Annotated in this window: 17 protein-coding genes; 7 read left to right on the top strand and 10 right to left on the bottom strand. The window is 60.6% G+C overall.

The features are described 5' to 3' along the window. The first annotated feature begins 60 nt into the window (after positions 1-60). The 4 genes from benA (at position 61) to LOY68_RS18300 (ending at position 3,851) form a co-directional block, all read left to right on the top strand. Positions 61-1,425, top strand: coding sequence for a benzoate 1,2-dioxygenase large subunit (benA, locus tag LOY68_RS18315; RefSeq protein WP_265038931.1), 1,365 nt, complete (start codon positions 61-63; stop codon positions 1,423-1,425). After that, the gene (benB, locus tag LOY68_RS18310) at positions 1,422-1,910 is read left to right on the top strand and encodes a benzoate 1,2-dioxygenase small subunit (RefSeq protein WP_265038930.1); all 489 of its coding nucleotides are present in this window, start codon (positions 1,422-1,424) and stop codon (positions 1,908-1,910) included. The genes benA and benB overlap by 4 nt, the downstream gene beginning before the upstream one ends. 10 nt (positions 1,911-1,920) lie before the next feature. Beyond that, the gene (benC, locus tag LOY68_RS18305) at positions 1,921-2,934 is read left to right on the top strand and encodes a benzoate 1,2-dioxygenase electron transfer component BenC (RefSeq protein WP_265038928.1); all 1,014 of its coding nucleotides are present in this window, start codon (positions 1,921-1,923) and stop codon (positions 2,932-2,934) included. Between the two features lie 143 nt (positions 2,935-3,077). Further along, positions 3,078-3,851, top strand: coding sequence for a 1,6-dihydroxycyclohexa-2,4-diene-1-carboxylate dehydrogenase (locus LOY68_RS18300; RefSeq protein WP_265038926.1), 774 nt, complete (start codon positions 3,078-3,080; stop codon positions 3,849-3,851). Positions 3,852-3,856: 5 nt separating this feature from the next. On the opposite strand, the gene LOY68_RS18295 is transcribed toward LOY68_RS18300, so the two are convergent. Further along, positions 3,857-4,219 (bottom strand): NUDIX hydrolase, encoded by a 363-nt coding sequence (locus tag LOY68_RS18295; protein WP_163914480.1) that lies wholly within the window; start codon positions 4,217-4,219, stop codon positions 3,857-3,859. A gap of 211 nt (positions 4,220-4,430) precedes the next feature. Here LOY68_RS18295 and LOY68_RS18290 point away from each other — a divergent pair, with 211 nt between their 5' ends. Next, complete coding sequence (locus tag LOY68_RS18290; protein ID WP_265038924.1) at positions 4,431-4,622, top strand: DUF2188 domain-containing protein; 192 nt, start codon at positions 4,431-4,433, stop codon at positions 4,620-4,622. Positions 4,623-4,718: 96 nt separating this feature from the next. Here LOY68_RS18290 and LOY68_RS18285 read toward each other — a convergent pair whose 3' ends face one another. Beyond that, complete coding sequence (locus LOY68_RS18285) at positions 4,719-4,958, bottom strand: hypothetical protein (RefSeq protein ID WP_163914485.1); 240 nt, start codon at positions 4,956-4,958, stop codon at positions 4,719-4,721. Positions 4,959-5,122: 164 nt separating this feature from the next. Between LOY68_RS18285 and LOY68_RS18280 the strand changes: the two genes are divergently transcribed. Next, positions 5,123-5,458 (top strand): hypothetical protein, encoded by a 336-nt coding sequence (locus LOY68_RS18280; protein ID WP_054050680.1) that lies wholly within the window; start codon positions 5,123-5,125, stop codon positions 5,456-5,458. 153 nt (positions 5,459-5,611) lie between these two features. Here the strand turns inward: LOY68_RS18280 and LOY68_RS18275 are convergent, their stop codons facing one another. Beyond that, on the bottom strand, positions 5,612-6,166 hold the full coding sequence (locus LOY68_RS18275) for an RrF2 family transcriptional regulator (RefSeq protein ID WP_265038923.1): 555 nt from the start codon (positions 6,164-6,166) through the stop codon (positions 5,612-5,614). A 285-nt stretch (positions 6,167-6,451) separates the two neighbouring features. On the opposite strand from LOY68_RS18275, the gene LOY68_RS18270 reads away from it, so the two are divergent. Further along, positions 6,452-7,654, top strand: coding sequence for an NAD(P)/FAD-dependent oxidoreductase (locus tag LOY68_RS18270; RefSeq protein WP_265038922.1), 1,203 nt, complete (start codon positions 6,452-6,454; stop codon positions 7,652-7,654). 214 nt (positions 7,655-7,868) lie between these two features. Here LOY68_RS18270 and LOY68_RS18265 read toward each other — a convergent pair whose 3' ends face one another. From LOY68_RS18265 to LOY68_RS18235, 7 genes are all read right to left on the bottom strand, one after another. Beyond that, entirely contained in the window at positions 7,869-10,343 is a 2,475-nt protein-coding gene (locus LOY68_RS18265; RefSeq protein ID WP_265038920.1) for a TonB-dependent receptor plug domain-containing protein, read from the bottom strand. 36 nt (positions 10,344-10,379) lie between these two features. Continuing rightward, entirely contained in the window at positions 10,380-10,877 is a 498-nt protein-coding gene (locus tag LOY68_RS18260; RefSeq protein WP_054614442.1) for a RidA family protein, read from the bottom strand. 146 nt (positions 10,878-11,023) lie between these two features. Further along, entirely contained in the window at positions 11,024-12,598 is a 1,575-nt protein-coding gene (locus LOY68_RS18255) for a flavin monoamine oxidase family protein (protein WP_265038918.1), read from the bottom strand. Positions 12,599-12,781: 183 nt separating this feature from the next. Next, positions 12,782-14,914 carry a TonB-dependent receptor gene (locus LOY68_RS18250; protein WP_054050691.1) on the bottom strand — a complete coding sequence of 711 codons (2,133 nt, stop codon included), beginning with the start codon at positions 14,912-14,914 and terminating at the stop codon, positions 12,782-12,784. A gap of 459 nt (positions 14,915-15,373) precedes the next feature. Continuing rightward, positions 15,374-16,333 carry a D-isomer specific 2-hydroxyacid dehydrogenase family protein gene (locus tag LOY68_RS18245; protein ID WP_265038916.1) on the bottom strand — a complete coding sequence of 320 codons (960 nt, stop codon included), beginning with the start codon at positions 16,331-16,333 and terminating at the stop codon, positions 15,374-15,376. Then, positions 16,330-17,517: an acyl-CoA dehydrogenase family protein gene (locus LOY68_RS18240; RefSeq protein ID WP_265038914.1), complete on the bottom strand. Its 1,188-nt coding sequence runs from the start codon at positions 17,515-17,517 to the stop codon at positions 16,330-16,332. Before LOY68_RS18240 ends, LOY68_RS18245 begins: the two co-directional genes overlap by 4 nt. A 200-nt stretch (positions 17,518-17,717) precedes the next feature. Continuing rightward, on the bottom strand, positions 17,718-18,728 hold the full coding sequence (locus LOY68_RS18235; RefSeq protein WP_265038913.1) for an ABC transporter substrate-binding protein: 1,011 nt from the start codon (positions 18,726-18,728) through the stop codon (positions 17,718-17,720). Positions 18,729-18,734 lie beyond the last annotated feature (6 nt).

Here is an 18,734-nt window from a genome sequence, read left to right as displayed (position 1 = left end):
CGCCCCATCCCCCCGTCCTAGCATGGCCCTGCCTGAATAAAAACAATGGAGGCGGCGGCCATGTCCCTGCGACCCGAATACCTTCACTCCCTGCTGGAAGACGACAAAGAACACGGCATCTACCGCTGCAAGCGCGAGATGTTCACCGACCCGCGCCTGTTCGACCTGGAGATGCAGCACATCTTCGAAGGCAACTGGCTGTACCTGGCGCATGAAAGCCAGATCCCCAATATCAACGATTTCTACACCACCACCATGGGCCGCCAGTCGATCTTTATCGCGCGCAACAAGGCCGGTGAACTCAACGCGTTCATCAACGCCTGCAGCCATCGCGGCGCCATGCTGTGCCGGCACAAGACCGGCAACAAAAGCTCCTACACCTGCCCGTTCCACGGCTGGACCTTCAACAATTCCGGCAAGCTGCTCAAGGTCAAGGACCCGGCCGAAGCGGGTTACCCGGCGAGTTTCAATTGCGATGGCTCCCACGACCTGACCAAGGTCGCGCGGTTCGAGTCCTATCGTGGCTTCCTGTTCGGCAGCCTCAAGGCTGATGTGGTGCCGCTGGTGGAGCACCTGGGCGAGTCGGCGAAGATCATCGACATGATCGTCGACCAGTCCGCCGATGGCCTGGAAGTGCTGCGCGGCTCCTCCAGCTACATCTACGAAGGCAACTGGAAACTCACCGCCGAAAACGGCGCCGACGGTTACCACGTCAGCTCGGTGCACTGGAACTACGCGGCCACCCAGAACCAGCGCAAACAGCGTGAGGCCGGCGAAGATATCCGCACCATGAGCGCCGGCACCTGGGCCAAGCAGGGCGGCGGTTTCTACTCGTTCGACAAGGGCCACATGCTGCTCTGGACTCGCTGGTCCAACCCCGAGGATCGTCCGCTGTTCGAACGTCGCGATGAGCTGGCCCGGGACTTCGGCCAGGCCCGCGCCGACTGGATGATCGAGAACTCACGCAACCTGTGCCTGTACCCGAACGTGTACCTGATGGACCAGTTCAGCTCGCAGATTCGCATCGCCCGGCCGATCTCGGTCAATCGAACCGAAATCACCGTTTATTGCATCGCCCCCAAAGGTGAAAGCGACAGTGCGCGGTCGAGCCGGATTCGCCAGTACGAGGACTTTTTCAACGTCAGCGGCATGGCCACGCCGGACGATCTGGAGGAATTTCGCTCGTGCCAGACCGGCTATCAGGGCAGCGTCACCACTTGGAACGACATGTCCCGTGGCGCCGAACACTGGGTCGAAGGTGCCGATGACGCGGCCCGGGAAATCGACCTGCACCCGTTGCTCAGCGGCGTGCGCACTGAAGACGAAGGCCTGTTCGTGCTGCAACACAAATACTGGCAACAGACGATGCTCAAGGCGTTGGCCGCTGAACAGCCCGAGCTGATCGACGTGGAGGCCGTGCAATGACCATCACCTATGAAGCCGTGCGCGACTTTCTCTACCGCGAAGCGCGCTACCTCGACGACAAACAATGGGACGACTGGCTGGAACTGTACGCCGCCGATGCGTCGTTCTGGATGCCGTCCTGGGACGACAACGATGAGCTCACCGAAGACCCGCAGCGGGAAATCTCGCTGATCTGGTACGGCAATCGCACCGGCCTGGAAGACCGCATCTTCCGCATCAAGACCGAGCGTTCCAGCGCGAGCATTCCCGACACCCGCACCTCGCACAACATCAGCAATATCGAGCTGCTCGAACACACCGATGGCCTGTGCAAGGTGCGCTTCAACTGGCACACCCTGAGCTTTCGCTACAAGACCGTCGACAGCTATTTCGGCAGCAGTTTCTACACCCTCGATGTGCGCGGCGAAAACCCGCTGATCAAGGCCAAGAAAGTGATCCTGAAGAACGATTACGTTCGCCAGGTCATCGACGTTTACCACTTGTGAGGCGGCCGTCATGACTCATTCCATCGCGTTCAATTTCGAAGACGGCGTCACCCGGTTCATCGACGCCAATCCCGACGAAACCGTGGCCGACGCCGCGTACCGCCAGGGCATCAATATCCCGCTGGACTGTCGCGACGGCGCCTGTGGTACCTGCAAATGTTTCGCCGAGGCCGGTCGTTATGACTTGGGCGACGAGTACATCGAAGACGCTCTGAGCGCCGATGAAGCCGAGCAGGGTTTCGTCCTGACCTGCCAGATGCGCGCCCAGAGCGATTGCGTGGTGCGGGTGCCGGTTGCGTCGGATGTCTGCCGCACTCGCCAAGCCAGTTTTGAAGCCACCATCAGCAACCTGCGTCAGTTGTCCGACAGCACGATTGCGCTGTCGATCAAGGGCGAGGCCCTGAGCAAACTGGCGTTCCTGCCGGGGCAATACGTGAACCTCGGGGTGCCCGGCAGCGAGCAGACCCGTGCGTATTCCTTCAGCTCGTTGCAGCGTGACGGCGAGGTCAGTTTCCTGATTCGCAACGTGCCCGGCGGCTTGATGAGCAGCTTCCTCACCGGCATGGCCAAGGCCGGCGACAGCATGACCCTGGCTGGGCCGTTGGGCAGTTTCTACCTGCGCGATATCCGCCGACCGCTGTTATTGCTGGCGGGCGGCACCGGCCTGGCACCGTTCACCGCGATGCTGGAGAAAATTGCCGAGCAGGGCAGTGAACAGCCGCTGCACCTGATCTACGGCGTGACCAATGACTTCGACCTCGTAGAACTGGATCGACTGGAAGCCTTCGCTGCGCGCATTCCGAATTTCAGCTTCAGCGCCTGCGTGGCCAACCCCGACAGCCAGCACCCGCTCAAGGGTTACGTGACCCAGCACATCGAGCCCCGGCATTTGAACGATGGCGACGTAGACGTCTACCTGTGCGGCCCGCCACCGATGGTCGAGGCGGTCAGCCAGTTCATCCGCGAGCAGGGCATCGCGCCGGCGAACTTCTACTACGAAAAATTTGCCGCCAGCGCGGCCTGAAATTTTCTGCGGCGATACCCACCGTAGGAGCTGACGAGTGAAACGAGGCTGCGATCTTTTGATCTTGGATTTCAAAAAACAAAATCAAAAGATCGCAGCCTTCGGCAGCTCCTACACGGAACAGTCGTCGCAACGAGGTGTGTATGAACAGATTCAAAGAAAAAGTCGTGCTGATCACTGGTGCTGCGCAAGGCATCGGCCGGCGGGTTGCTGAGCGTATGGCGGCGGAGGGCGCGCGATTGATATTGGTCGATCGTTCGGAGCTGATATTCGAGGTGCAACAGCAATTGGGCCAGACCCATCAGGTCCTCGCGCTGACCGCCGACCTTGAGCAGTACAGCGAATGCAGTCGCGTGATGAAAACCGCCGTCGAGCGCTTCGGGCGCCTGGACGTGCTGGTCAACAACGTCGGTGGGACGATCTGGGCCAAACCGTTCGAGCATTACGAAGAACAGCAGATCGAGGCCGAAGTCCGGCGCTCGCTGTTTCCGACGCTGTGGTGTTGCCATGCCGCGCTGCCGTTCATGCTGGGGCAAGGCAAGGGCGCCATCGTCAATGTGTCATCCATCGCCACCCGCAGCATCAATCGCGTGCCTTACGGCGCTGCGAAGGGTGGAGTGAATGCACTGACCGCGTGCCTGGCCTTCGAGACCGCCGGGCGCGGGGTTCGGGTGAATGCCACGGCGCCCGGCGGAACCGATGCGCCACCGCGTGCGATTCCGCGCAACAGCGCCGGGCAAAGCGCCCAGGAGCAGGTCTGGTATCAGCAGATCGTCGACCAGACCCTCGACAGCAGTTTGATGAAGCGCTACGGCACGCTGGATGAGCAGGCGAGCGCGATCCTGTTTCTGGCCAGCGACGAGGCCTCGTACATCACCGGGATGATCATGCCGGTGGGCGGTGGCGATCTGGGCTGAGCACCTCACAAGCGACGCTGAAACGCTTTGACGATTCGTAGCGTGGCGTCGCTGGTTTTCAGGTTGTGGACGGCGTCCAGCGGATGCCACATGCAATCGATAATCTCGTTGAGCGGCCGGGCTTCATGCAGGTTCACCACCGACGCTTCATAAACATGGTGGCGGGTGCTGCCGTCCTCCAGTTCCATCAGGTACAGCATGCCGTCGACCCCAAGCCCGGTTTCTTCCGCCAGTTCCCGCACGGCGGCATCCATTTTGGTTTCGCCGGGCTCGACCTTTCCGCCGGGCAAGGTCCAGCGACACCTTGGCTTGCGCACCAGGAGGACGTGTCGGTCTTGCTCGCAAATAACGGTGGCGCGTACTTTCATGTGTTACCTGATTGCCCGTTTGTCATAAAACAGTCATAAAACTGCAATATTCGGGCCGAGGCCCCGTATTTCGGCGGTTTCAAGGGTTGGAGTTGCCGCGCAAGCCGAAAGTGCCACCCGATGTCGCGACGTCTGGTCGGCACCCACGCCGGGGCCGGGTGTAAGGTAGGCCAGTCAATCTTTGATTTTCACTGCCCAAAAGGAGGTGACTATGAGCATTGAGATGCTGACCAAGATGCACATCAACGGTTACGACGTACTCAGCGTGAACCACGGCCCATGGCGGGTGTGCACCAAAGGTGACCGCCTGGGTGCCTTTGGCAGCCGGGAAGAGGCACTGGCATTCGCCGCATCCTTGCCGGCCTACAAGGCGCGGGCGAGTCGGCCGGCGCGTAGCCAGTAGTTGATGTCGTACGAGTAGCCCCGGCCTGTGTCGGGGTTTTTTTTATGGGGGGTGACCGCCATCATTGCCCATGTCGCCGGTGGGCCGGGAGAGGCGTTATTGAGGTTTCGTTCGGCTGATGTGCCGCGCCTTGACCTCCTCGGCGTAGCTCTTAAGCCGTTCTTCGTCCCCCTGGAGCACTTCCCGCAGCCGTAGGGCCACTTGCGCATCCACTTCATTGCCGGCCAGGCGAAACTGCTCCGCCAGGCGCAAAAGTTCTACCGCCGACCACCGCAGATTCGACTCCACGCTCTGGAGGTCGCGCCGAAGTTCCTGTTCGAGTTCGTTAAGCCACATGATGATCTCCTGCAAAATCCCCGCTACGAAAGATTAGCCCCGTTTCCCGTACCGGGTGTTCCGTTCGTAAGGCCGCGCGGCGGTCTGTCGCTTTTACCAATCGTTCGCTGGATGTCTTTGCAACGACGCGTTACATTCGCCGTTTTTCAGGATAAGGAAGCATCATGCGGATGTTGATAGCGGGGGTAGCGGTGGCTATGTTGGCGGGTTGCTCATTGCCAGCGTCCCTGGTTCCCGGCGAGCCCAATGTCAGCAAATACAGCAGCAAGCCGCCCAAGGAATACGTCGCGTGCGTGCTGCCGTTGTGGCAACAGCAGATTCCCAAGACCACTCAGATTGGCATTTCCAACGGCTATCGCCTGACCGCGCCGAGCATCATCACGGCGGACGAGATCCTGGATATCGTGAAGTCGAAGGATGGCAGCCGGGTTTCGTTGTATCAGGGGCCGCCGTGGGCGAAATCGGCGGCGATGCGGCAGGCGGTGCGCGACTGCCTGTAAGTCTGGGTATTGAATATGCAAAAAGCCGAAGCCGGAAGATTCCGCCTTCGGCTTTTTTTTGTGGCGAGCGAGCTTGCTCGCGCTGGGGTACGTAGCAGCCCCTTTTGCGAGCGCTGCGCACTCAAGCGCGAGCACGCGCCCTCGCCACACTAGTTAGTCGGTGATGTCGGTCAGCGTAATGTTCTGCTCGCTGCCAATGCCTTTTTTCTCCCGTCGATCCACCAGCCATTCATCCACCTGCCCGGCAAACTCCGGCGGGGCCTTGCGCCCGACCTTCCGGGCCAGGTCCAGAATGGTGGTCTGGGCTAGGGCGTCTTCCATACGTTTCTGCGCGGTCATCATTGCCCCGTGCACTGCGCAGCCACCGTCCAGCGCCCAGGCTGGCGCCGAGCCTTCGAACAAGGCGCAACGGCCACGAATCTCGCGGCAATCGAAGATCAGCTTCTGGCCGTCGATGGCGTTGACGATATCCAGCAGGGTGATTTCATCGGCAAACCTGGCCAGTTTGAAACCGCCGCGCACGCCTTCAGTGGCCACCACCAGTTTGGCCTTGGCCAGTTTGGTGAAGATCTTGGCCAGATAATCCAGCGGCACGCCTTGCAGCTCCGCGAGGTCGCGCACGCTCGCCTCGCGGGAGTCGCCGCCATTGCCCACCAGAAAAAGCAGGCAGTGAATGCCGTACTCAACGCCTGCGCTGTAAAGAGACATAGTGATCTCCGACTAATGTAGTCGCAAATATTAGCAGCGGAACGGGAGGGCGGCAACGCGCTTCATCGGCAGCGGTTGCTGGGTGCTTCATGTTTTCAAGATGCGCCGGGCCAGTGATGGCCGGTTTAGAAGGGTTGCACAAACAGATCTGATAAACCGATTGGAATGATCAGTAATGTTGACTTGTTTGGTTTAAAGGCGACCAATAGAGTCGTAGTTGTTCGGTCGGCAGCGGTCGTTGACCCTAAACAAATTCATTACCTGGTTTTCCACTCGGAGTTAAAAATGAAACAACAGATTCTGGTCATTGGTGCAGGTTTCGGTGGCATGTGGACGGCTTTGAGCGCTACGCGTCTGTTCGATATTCACAATCACGACGCTGTTGAAGTGACCGTCCTGGCCCCACAGGCCGAGCTGCGCGTGCGTCCGCGCTTCTACGAACCGAATGCCCATCAACTGGCGGCGCCGATTGGCGAGCTGTTCGATGCAGTCGGCGTAAAGTTCATCAAGGGCGCCGCCGAAACCATCGACGTCGAGCAAAAACAGGTTGGCTACCTTGATGCATCGGGCGCCAAACAGGTGTGCAGCTACGACAAACTCGTTCTGGCCACCGGCAGCCGGCTGGCGTCATCCAACACCCCGGGCGTGATCGAACATGCCTTCGACGTCGACCAGATCGAACAAGCTGTGCGCCTGGAAAACCACCTGAAATCCCTCGCCAACCTGCCCGAAAGCAACGCCCGCAACACCGTTGTGGTGGCTGGCGGCGGCTTTACCGGGATTGAAACTGCGACTGAAATGCCCGCCCGCCTGCGAGCGATCCTGGGTGATCGCGCCGACATCAACGTGATCATCGTGGATCGCGGCGAAAAAGTTGGTGCGTCCATGGGCGCTGAAATCAGCCAGTCGATCGCCGAGGCCAGTACTGAACTGGGGGTGAAGTGGCAGCTGAAATCGACTGTAGTGTCGGTCGATGAAAACGGTGTGACTTTGGCCGATGGCCAGCGCATCGAAGCCAACACCGTGATCTGGACCACCGGCGTGCGCGCCAGCTCGCTGACCGAACAGATCCCGGGCGAACGCGATAACCTTGGCCGTCTGCACGTGGACGCGCACCTGAAAGTCATTGGCCAGGACGATATCTTCGCTACCGGAGACGTGGCTTATGCCGCCTCCGACGACATCGGCAATCACGCGCTGATGACCTGCCAACACGCCATCGTCCTCGGCCGTCACGCCGGCAACAACGTGGCCGCACAGATTCTCGGCGTAGACCCGACGCCGTACAGCCAGCCCAAGTACGTGACGTGCCTGGACCTTGGCGCTTGGGGCGCGGTGTACACCGAGGGTTGGGATCGCCAAGTGAAACTGGTGAAGCAGGAAGGCAAAGAGCTTAAAACCCAGATCAACACCGTGTGGATTTACCCGCCGGCAGCCAATCGTGAAACGGCCTGGGCGGCTGCAGATCCGCTGATCCCGATCGCTTGATGCGTAGAAGTCCGCACAAATAGTGTTGATATATAAGGGCTTACGATTTTAATTAACCGAACGGTGCGCAGAAATATATTGTTTCAAAGTGTTTTAGTAGGTTAATATTGCCCTGCGTTCACCACCACGGTTTATGCATTTTTAAGTCCCAGGCGTCCATCAGCTGCCTGGGATTTTTTTTTGCCTGCGATTTGTCCCTCAAAAGAAGCTGCGATCAAAACGCATATTGCAACCGGGTGTAGTAGTAGCCGCCGGTGAAACCGAACGGCGAATAGCTGCCCCAGTTATCGCCAAACGACGAGTTGGACACGCCGATATGGTCCGGGTATTTGTCGAACAGGTTCTGCGCACCCACCGCCACGGTCAGTTGTTTGCTCAAGGCATAGGCGACGTCGAGGTCGGTGATCCATTTGGCTGAGTACTCGCGGTCCAGGCTTGGATCGCTCGAACTGTTGACCTCGGTGTAAGTGCCATACCGGGTCAGGCGCAGGTTGACGTCGAAGTCGTTGATGCCCCAATCGGCGGCGAAAATCATCTTGCTGCTCGGCGAGGTCTTGGTGATCAGCGCCCGGGATTGGCGACCCATCAGTTGAAAGTTGCCCAGCGCAGTCAGTTGCTCCGGCGTGTCGTTCACGCTGAGGATCTGCGTGTGGTTGTAGTTCAGCGCCGCTGTCCATTTCACCGTGCCGTAGCGGTTCAGGTTCTGCCGATAGTTACCCACCACATCGACCCCGGACGTGCGGGTGTTGGCGCCGTTGGTGAAGTACTGCGCGCCCGCCGTGGCCGGCACGCCAATGCCGTCGAGCAGGGCGGCGACGCCGGGGCCCTGGAAGCGTTCGCTGAGGACCAGGCGATCACGCAGGTTGATCACGTAACCGTCGACGGTCAGGCTCAAGTCTTCGCTTGGCGTCAGGGCGAAACCGAGGCTGAAGTTGGTCGAGCGCTCGGGTTTCAACGCTTCGGCGCCCAAGGCCTGAGCGCCAGCCGAGTCCACCGGCAAAATCACGTAGTTATAGGACTGGTAGACGCCATTGATGGTGTCGAACCCGGTCGAGCGCGCGGTGAAAATCTGGTTCGCCAGGGACGGCGCACGAAAGCCGTTGCTGACGCTGCCGCGCACCGAGAACACCGGGTTGAATTCGTAGCGGGTGCTGAGCTTGCCGCTGCGGGTGCCGCCGACGCCTTCGTTGTAATGCTCGTATCGCCCGGCGACGCCGACGTACCACTGTTCCACCGGATAGAAGCCTAGATCGATGTAGCTGGCGACGCTGTTGCGGCTGACTTTCTGCGCATCTTCCGGGGTGATGCCGTTGGTGACCTGCGCCCCCGGATCGGGACGTTGCCCGGCCCGTGGATGGCCGACCGGGAACACGTAGCCGCCATCGATGTACGAAGCTTCGGAGCCGGCGCGGGTTTCGTAGCTTTCGCGCCGATGCTCGAAACCGAAGGCCACGTCCATGGGTTTGGCCAGGCCGATGTCGTAGCTGTTTTTCAGGTCGAGGTTGCTGGTCAGTTGATCGGCGATGTAGATGCCGGAGGTGAACTTGTTCGGGGTGTTCTCGCCAAGGGACGGGTTCTGGTTGTTGTAAGTCCGTTGCTTGGCGTAGTTGCGCCCGTAGGTGCTGCTCAAGTCCCAGGCCCAGCCACCGAAGTTGTCGCCCTTGGCGCCGAACGCGGACTGGAAGTCGGTTTCGTTGACCAGCCAATAAGGGCTGTAGCCGTCGGGATAACCATTGGGGCCGGTGGTGATGGTGTTGCGCCCGCTGGGCAGGCGGAAGTTCTGGCCGTCGTTGTTCTCGCGGGTGGCCACGGTCGAAAACGAATACAGGGTCAGCGCGTCGTTCAGCGGCAAGTCGAGGTTGTAGCCGGCATCGGCCAACTGGCTGCGCGGCAAGCCGTAGCCCTTGTAGGTGTGATGGCTGGCGTCGGCTTCGCGCGGGTCGGGCGAGCCGTCGGCTTGCGGGTAGTAATGGGCGCTGTAGCCGTTGCTGCCGGCCTTGTTGTCGCGCTCCTGATAGCGCGTGTCGAGGGACACGTTGAGCACACCCGCTTCACCGACCTGGAAACCATAATTCAGCGCTTCCTGGCCGGTGCCGCGCTTGCCGTCGTAACCCTGGCCGAGGGTGGTGTCGGAGCTGCCGCCGGTGGTCTGCTTGAGGATGATGTTGATCACCCCGGAGATCGCATCCGAGCCATATTGCGCCGCCGCACCGTCGCGCAGCACCTCGATATGGTCGATGGACGCCACCGGGATCAAGTCCAGGTCGCTTGGCGCTGCGCCGCTGTTGATCCCGTTGATGTTCAGCGTGGCGCTGGTGTGCCGGCGTTTGCCGTTGACCAGCACCAACACGTGGGACGCGGTCAACCCGCGCAGGGTCGCCGAGCGCACCACGCCGCTGGCGTCCCAACCGGCGCGGTCAGGCAGGTTGAACGAGGGAATGAATTTGCTCAGCGCTTCGAGCAGGCTCGGTTTGCCGACGGAACGCAGTTGTTCGCCGGTCACCACATCGATCGGTGTCGGGCTGGTGGTGACGGTGCGCTGCTCGGCGCCACGGTTGCCGGTCACGACGACGGTGTCGAGGGTCGGCGCTCCGGTTTCAGCGGCTTCAATGCTGAACGAGGTCAGGCTGCAAGCAAAGGACAGCGGCAATAATAAGGGGCGATAAGCAGGTACTGGGCAGTTGCGCATAAAGGTGAAGCTCCTGGATTTCGGGTGTTGTCCGTGTCACTTCTTGCGTGCGGCGACGGCTTCGATTTCCACCAGGCCACCGGGCAGCGGCAGCGCTACGACTTGAATCGCCGTGCGGGCCGGTTTGTTGGGTTGCGCGGTACTGCCGAAGAACGGCGTATAGCCTTCCTGCAAACCGGCGAAATCGAGCTTGTTGCCCTTGGCCGGATCACCCACCAGGAACACCCGCAGTTGCACCACATCGCCGAGGTCCAGGCCCTGGCTTTGCAGTACGCCCTTGAGTTTGTTGAGGATCGAAGTGGTCTGCGTCGCGGTGTCGCCATAAGCGGCGAAGGAATCCTTGGGGGCTTTCGGGTCGTGCAGATCGGCGAGTAAACCGCTGACGAACAGCAGTTCGGTTTGCGCTGGTACCGACACTGCCAGCGAGATCGGGAAGTTCGAGTTGGGCAGGGCGATGCGTTTGATTTCATCGGCCTGGCTGGTGAGGGCGGTGGCGGTCATGAGCAATCCTGTGAGCAAGGTAATGGCTTTCATCGTTCAGTCCTTTAATGGAAAAGCGTCAGGGAGTGATGAACCTTTGTGGGAGCGAGCCTGCTCGCGAAGGCGGCGTATCAGGCGACATCCATGTTGAATGTGCTGCCATCTTCGCGAGCAGGCTCGCTCCCACAGGGGGGCGCGCTTCAGGCAGCAACGCCCGATTGAGTGCGTTCGGCATGTCGGCCAATCAGCCCGACGATGCGTCGCGCCGAGTCGGCGGCGCTGTTCTGCCAGATGCCGACACCGCCGTGGGCGAGGGCGTCGCTGGCCAGATAGGTGCGGCCTTGGGGTTCGTTGAGAATCTGATAGGCGCTTTCGCCGACTTCGTCGTTGACGATCCACGGGCCTTTGCTGAAGGGCACCTTGGCCCAGTTGATCGCCACCGGTTTTTGCAGCTGTGCACTGTGGCCGGGGTGCAGCAATTCGACGGCTTGCCGGGACGAGGCAAACTGTTCGGCGAGGGATTTTTTGCTGAAGGCCTGGGCCGATTCGCTGGTGTTGTAGGCCGCGACCAGAATGCCTTGGGCGCTGTTCAGCCGATCGCTCGGATACCACAGGCCTTTGACTTCGTGATCCAGGTACGAGAGGCCGCCGTAGATGTTGAAGTCGGTTTCCCAGAAACGCGGCGACTGCCAGGCAACCTTGTTCGCCTGATCGCTCTGCGCGCTGAGAATCGCTTGCTTGAACGGCGGGCTGAAGTTGCTCGGCAGTTTCGCCAGCAGCGGCAGCGGCACGGTGACCACGGCGTAATCGGCGCTCAGGGTTTGCGTCTTGCCAGTCTTGCGATCCCGATAAGTGATGCGGCTGCCGCTCTCGGAAGTCTGGATATCGCTGACCTCGGCATTGAAGCGCACCGCGTCTTTGAGCTTGTCGTAGAACGCATAGGGAATCCGGTCCATGCCGCCAACCGGTTGGAACATGGTCGAGGAAAACTCGGGGATTTCATCGAACACCAACGCGCCCCAGAGCTTGGGATTGAGCAAGGTTTGCAGTTCCAGCGGTGCGCGGGTCACACCGGTTTGATCGCCGGCACCGGGTACGCGGGTGTAGCCGGAGCGCACCGAACCCTTGTATTGGAAATCGGCATTCAGGTCGCCGTAGACCTTGAGGAAACTCAGCAGTGCCTTGCGGTCGTCGACGCTCAAGTCCTGGTCGAGGGCCTTGCGGCTTACGGTGCGCGCCAACAATTCCGAGAGTTGGCCACGCGTATCGTTGACCGCTTGGCGCAACTGGAACGCCGGTTTGCTCGGGTCCGGCAGGGCCAGCGCGTTGCGGCTGCTGTTGACCAGCACTTGCAGCTCGACACCCAACTCGCGGCAGTAGCCGAGAATGGTCTGGTGATGGCTGGGAATCCGCGCCGGGCCGGCGTTGAAAAACTGCCCGTCATCGAAGTCGACGGTCTGGCTGACGCCGTCGTCGAAATCGACTTTCGTGCCACGCCGCAAAGTCCAGTTGCGTCCGCCAACCCGCTCGCGGGCCTCGAGAATCGTCACGTTGAAGCCGGCCTTGCGCAGCTCATACGCACTGACCAGCCCGGAGATGCCGGCGCCGACGATCACCACGTTTTTACCTTTGCCGCTGCTGCCCAGTTGCAACGGTTTGAAACTCGCCGCCACGGCCTGAGGCGTGAGCCCCAAAGCTCCGAGCGCGCCGACAGCGGCACCATAACCGCCGACGGCGGCGATACGGGTAATCATTTCCCTACGGGAGAAGGCCATGGTTCAGCTCCTTGATGTACTTGCTTTGGTAGGTCTCTCAAATCGACGCGGACTCCCTGTAGGAGCTGCCGAAGGCTGCGATCTTTTGATCTTGATCTTTAAAAGCGAGATCAAAAGATCGCAGCCTTCGGCAGCTCCTACGGGGATCGCGACCATCAAGAGATGTGTCAATGTTTTCGGAGATCAGAGGTCGTAACGCACCGACAACAACAAGGTTCGCGGGTCGTTGATCGAGTAGTAGCGCGCGCCACTGGACGGCACGTAGCCGACTGATTGCGGATAGGCGCGGTCGAGCAGGTTTTTCACCGCCAGGGTGGTGGTCCAGTGACCGTCGCTGGAGATGTAGCGGGTGTTGGCGTTCCAGAAGGTCTGCTTGGGGATTTCCTGCACGTCGTCGTTCAACGCGTTGGCGTAGGACTTGGTCTGGAATTGCGCATCGGTGCCCGCCAGCCAGGTGCCGGGCAGGCCGGCCGGGATCGTGTAGTTGAGGCCGAGGCTGGCGTTCCAGCGTGGCGAGAACACCAACTGCTTGCCGTTGGCATCGACCCCGGGGCCGCTGGCGTTTTCGAAGTCGTCGTACTGGCTTTGCAGGTAGCCGACGTTGGCAGTCAGTTGCAGGTCGCGGGTCAGGGCGGTCAGGGTTTCCAGCTCGACGCCGTAGGTGTGGGCCTGGCCGACGTTGGTCCGCAGGCTCACGCCCAGCGCCGGGTCGTAGGCGTTGGTTTGCAGGTCCTTGTAGTCGTTGTAGAACACCGCGACGTTGGCCCGCAGGCGCTGGTCGAAGAAGTCACCCTTGAAGCCGGTTTCCCAAGTGGTCACGTCTTCCGGCGAGAACGCCTGTTCGGCGGCGGCGCGGGTTGGTGCGCGGTTGTCGTAGCCGCCGGCCTTGAAGCCTTTGGCGACGTAGGCGTACTGGTTCAGGTGCGGAGTCCAGGCGTATTCGAAGCCGATTTTCGGGCTGGTGGACTGCCAGGATTTGCTCGAATCAGCGGTGAAGTTGGTCCCGGTGATCTGCCGGTTGGTGTTGATCGCGTAGTTGGTGTAATCGAAATTCTTGTGCTCGCGGGTAAAGCGCAGCCCGGCGATCAGCGACAGTTGCGGGGTGATCTTGTAGCTGCCCTGGCCATACAGCGCGTAGCTTTCAGTGTTGGTCGTGCTGTATTGGCCCTGGCCGATCACCCGGTTGCGCGCCACGGAATAAGTGAGGTTGTCGCGGTCGGCTTCGAATTTTTCGCGGTACAGGTACAGGCCGGTGCTGAAGCTGAATTTGTCGTAGTCGCCGTTGAGCTGGAATTCCTGGGTGGCGTAGTCCTGCTTGTAGGTGATCAGGTTGTTCTGGATCAGCGCGGCTTGACCGGAGTTGTCGTAGTCCACCGGCTGGTTGAACGCCGAATAGGCACTCACCGATTTGAAGCTCAAGTTATCGTTGATCGTATAGATCGCGCGCAGTACCGAACTGCCTTGATCGAGGCGGTTCTTCGGGTCGAGGCTGCTGTAGGTCTTGAATTTGTCGAAGTGGCCGTTGGCATCAAACGGTGTGTAGCTGGTGGTGTCGCCACGGTCGAAGGTGCCGGCCAGGGTCAGTTGCACATCCCACGGCGAATCGATGGGATTGAAGCGCAACTTGCCGCGATAGGACTGGATGTCGACGTTGTTCACATCCTTGCCGCGCGTCGGGTTGGAGACGGTGCCGTCGCGGGTCAGGCGAATCGCCGAAAAACTGCCGAACAAGGCGTTGTCCACCAGCGGTCCGCTGATCAGGAAGCGGCCGTTCTGCGCGTTGTAATTGCCGGCGCCGAGCTCGAAGAAACCACGGGTTTCCTGGGTCGGATCGCGGGTGATCACGCGAATCGCACCGGCGCTGCTGTTGCGCCCGTAGAGCGTGCCTTGGGGGCCGCGCAGCACTTCGACGCGCTCGACATCGTTGAAGTCGAGCATCGAGGAAATCGCCCGTGGGATGTACAGGTCATCGGCGTACACCGCGACGGCGGACTCCTGGATCGGGTCGGTTTCGCCGATGCCGCGAATGCCGTAGGTCTGGGCGCTGTAGGAGATCGACTGGCGGCTGAGGGTCAGGTTCGGCACCTGCCCAGAGAGGTCGCGAATGCTTTTGATCTGCTTGTCGTCGAGGGTTTTCTCATCGAACGCCGAGATCGCCAGCGGCGTTTTTTGCAGGTCTTCGCTGTGGTGTTCAGCGGTGACCGTGACAACGGGGAGGGCACCATCCTTGGTGTTTTCATCGGCGTGGGCCGACAAGCCGAACAGGGCCAGCGAGACGGCCAGCGTCAGACGATTTGCAGTGAAGGTGTTGTGCATGGTGAGCCCCAGGTGTGTAAGTGCAGCGTTGGCGATGTCAGTTTTTTTTTAGGCAAAGCGTTGCCGGGGCCATGGTTTGAAAGCCATGGCGGCGGGGGCTTTAGCCGTTTTCAGGTTTTGGGTGTGGCGGTTGACCGTGGAGTGGTGTCGGCCGGAAAAACATGCAGTTCCGTGGGCCTCCACCTGGTCAGGGGTCGGTGATGGTTGTAACAATATTTGTATAATACGGCGCTGTAAAAGTCCGATTAGTTATAAGTTAATTATAAAAAATAGGCATTAAGTGTTGAGTTGAAATGCGTAAATCTGATGTTTATTTCTGGCGGAAAGCGCAACCCAATGTGGGAGCGAGCCTGCTCGCGAAAGCGGTGTATCAGGCAACATTAACGTCGACCGGTACGCCTTCTTCGCGAGCAGGCTCGCTCCCACATTGGATTGCGCTTGACTGACGGGTGTTGGGGGTTAATACCCGCGCTGTACGTTCGCCAGATTCTCCGGCGCCAAGCCATTGAGGAAGCGCTCAAGATTGGCCAGGAAACTGTCCGCAATCTCGTGCCGACTGTTGCTGGAAATCGCCGAAGTGTGCGGCGACAGGCGAACCCTCGGGTGAGAGTAGAGCGGATGTCCATCGGGCAACGGTTCCGGCTCGGTGACGTCCAGCGAAGCCAGGCCAATCGCGCCGCTGTCCAGCGCTTCAAGCAACGCCCCGTGATCGAGCAAACCACCCCGGGCAATGTTGATCAGGTGCAGCCCAGGCTTGGCGCTGGCCAGCACCGCACTGTTGACGATATGCCGCGTCGCACCGGTCAACGGCGCGGCCAGCACCAGGTGATCGGCACGGGCAAACAGGTCATGGATATCCCGCGCGGTCTCGACGCCTTCCACATCGAATGGCGTTTCACTCTGCCGCAACGCGACCACATTAATGCCCAATGCGTGGGCTTTGGTCGCGAGGCTGCGGCCAATCGCGCCGAAACCGAGAATCCCCAACGTGGTGCCCTTGAGCGGCGTCAGCGCGGTGAAATTCCACTGTGAGTCATGCACCCAGATGTCCGGCAGATGCTTGGCGGCAGCGAAGATCGCGGCCAGGGCGAACTCGGCGATGTTCTCGGCGGCGCTGCCGCGCGAAGTGGTGACTGGCGGGCCGTTGAACAGCCATTTCGGGTAGAAGTCGATGCCGGACGACACCACCTGAATCCACTTCAAACCATAGGGCCAACCCGGTGGCGGTGTATCCGGCGCCAGGTAACCACGCACGTTGATCGGCCGCGCCAGCAGAATGCTGACCTCGGCTGGCAAATCGCTGGGCACGCCGGCCGGCACGTCCAATACTTCGGCGCCCGGGTGCGTGAGGGCGAGGCGTTGGCGGATGACCTCGTTGAAATCTGTGTCCAGTTGGCTGGCGATCACGAGCTGGCTCATTGGCTGTCCTTTGGCTGGCGCTGGGCGAATACGGCTTTGCCGACGCCTTGCAGCACGGCGTCGTTTTGCGGGGTGTGGACGCGACTGCACAGCACATCGCGGTAATGCCGTTGCAGCGGATTGTGCCGCGACAAACCGGGGTTGCCGGACGCTTCAATGGCCAGCTCGACGGCGCGGATGGCGTTGCCGGTCACCAGGAATTTCAGCTGCGCGGCGTTACTCGTGGGTGTGCGGCCCTCGGCGGCGGCATCCAGCAGGCTGCGATTGGCGAACAGCAGCGTGTCGATGTGGCCGACGGTTTCCTGAAAACGCGGCAGGGTCGAGAGTGCCGCGCCGAGGTTGGACGGCTTGCGTTGTTCCAGCCAACCGACCAACCAGTCGCGGGCAGCTTGGGCAACGCCGTCATAAACCGATGACAGCAACACCGACATCCACAGGAAGCCATCGCCATCGAGTTCCGGTTGCGGCGCACTCCAGGGGCTGACGCTGACGGCGTGGTCCAGCGGCACCAGCACATTGTCGAACACCACTTCATGGCTGCACGTGGCGCGCATGCCCAAGTGATCCCAATCGTCGATGATGCTGATCCCCGGCGTGTCCTTGTGCACCAGCCAGGCGCCGACCAACGGGTCTTCATCGGTGCTGCGGGCCCAGACGCTGAACCACGTCAGGCCATGGCTGCCGGTGGAATAGATCTTGCGCCCGCTGATGCGCCAACCGGCGGACGTGCGCCGGGCAACCGTTGCCGGCAAACCACCGCGAGCCGGGGTGCCGAGGTCGGGCTCGACCCGCAGGGCATTGATCAGCGCGCCGTGCTCGACGGCGTCTTGGGCCACTTGCAGGCGCAGGGTTTCGGGCCAGGTTTTGCTGTCCTGAAGGCGCGTGTGCTGCAAGTACTGCATCACCAGGATCAACGCTGTCGAGGGTTCACCCTTGGCGATTGCGCTGATTGCCTTGCGTGCCTGAACCAGACTCGCGCCGCCACCGCCGAGGGCTTTGGGCACGGTCAGCGCGACCAGACCGTGCTCGTGCAGCAGCTTGAAATTGTCATGGGGGAAGGCGCCGCTTTCGTCATAGACGTGGGCCGTGGCGCCGAGTTGTGCGCCGAGGGTTTCCAGCAGCGCTTCGAAATTGGCCGCTTCGATAGAGCGCAGCGGCGGGGCGTGTTGAGAAGAAAGACTCATGATGGAATCACTCGATCAAAAGGTGAGAGCCGATAGTTGTATCAACGCAATCAACTGTGGCGAGGGAGCTTGCTCCCGCTGGGTCGCGAAGCGGCCCCCTGCATTTCTCCGTCGAACCGAGTTGTCTGGATTTACGACTGCTTCGCAGCCGAGCGGGAGCAAGCTCCCTCGCCACAGGGGTTGGTGTTTGGCCATGGAGTTCATATCGGCAACAACTTGAACTGCCGATCCCACAACGGCCCGACATCCAGTCGTTCACTCAACACCCCGGCATCAAAGAACAGATCCGCGACTTCCTGCTGCGAGGCAATTGCCTGGTCATCCACTTCGAGGACTTTCCACGGCTGGCTGCGGCTGTTGTACATGTCGAGGAACACTGCTTTGTCCACGCCCAACAACTGCGCGGATTTGCTCGCCCACGGCTCGGGGTTGTTGTTGATCCATTCCAGTGTGCGTGCGGTGCGTTGCACATAGTCCTGAATCGCCTGTTTGCGCAGCGGGTCTTCGAGGGCAGCGGGGCGGGCGGCCATCAGATAGTTGCCGGACAAATAACCCTGCGCAGTCTTCAACACCCGGGCACCGCTGCGGAATTTCGCCAGCTGGATAAACACCCCATAAATCACCCACGCATCGAGCTGACCGCTCTGGAACGCACTGAAACCGTCCTGCGGCGTGAGTGCAACTGCGGTGATGTCCTTCATGGTCAAGCCCTGTTCCTTCAGGGCCTTGATCAGGAAATAGTGCGAGGTAGTGGAACGCACGTACCCGACGCGTTTGCCACGCAACTGGCCGACGGATTCGAGTTTTGAATCCTTGGGAATCAGGAACACCTGGTTGTTCACGTCGCCCTGAATCACCGCGATCAGCTTCGGTTGGCGATGGCTCTGGATCGAGAAAATCGGCGGGATTTCGCTCATGGAACCGATGTCCAGGCTGCCCGAGGCCAGCGCTTCGACGATCAGGTTGCCACCGGCAAATTCCGCGTAATCGACCTTGTAAGGGCGGTTGGCGGTGCCGGCGTCTTCGGTGAAATACGATTCCTGCCCGCGATAGGTGGCGACGCCCAGGGTCACGTCCGAGAGCTGGGTGTTTTGCGCGAATGCACGCGGGCTCAAGCCGAGCGAGGACAACCCCAGCGCGCCGACGGCAATCGAACTGGCCGTCAGGAAGCCGCGACGATTGAACTGCCCCTGTGAGATGTTTTTCGTCATGGTCAG

This window comes from Pseudomonas sp. B21-053 (assembly GCF_026016365.1).
GTDB lineage: Bacteria > Pseudomonadota > Gammaproteobacteria > Pseudomonadales > Pseudomonadaceae > Aquipseudomonas > Aquipseudomonas nunensis.
The sequence above is the reverse complement of the archived record's forward strand: the minus strand, read 5'-3'. Positions and strand labels throughout refer to the sequence as shown.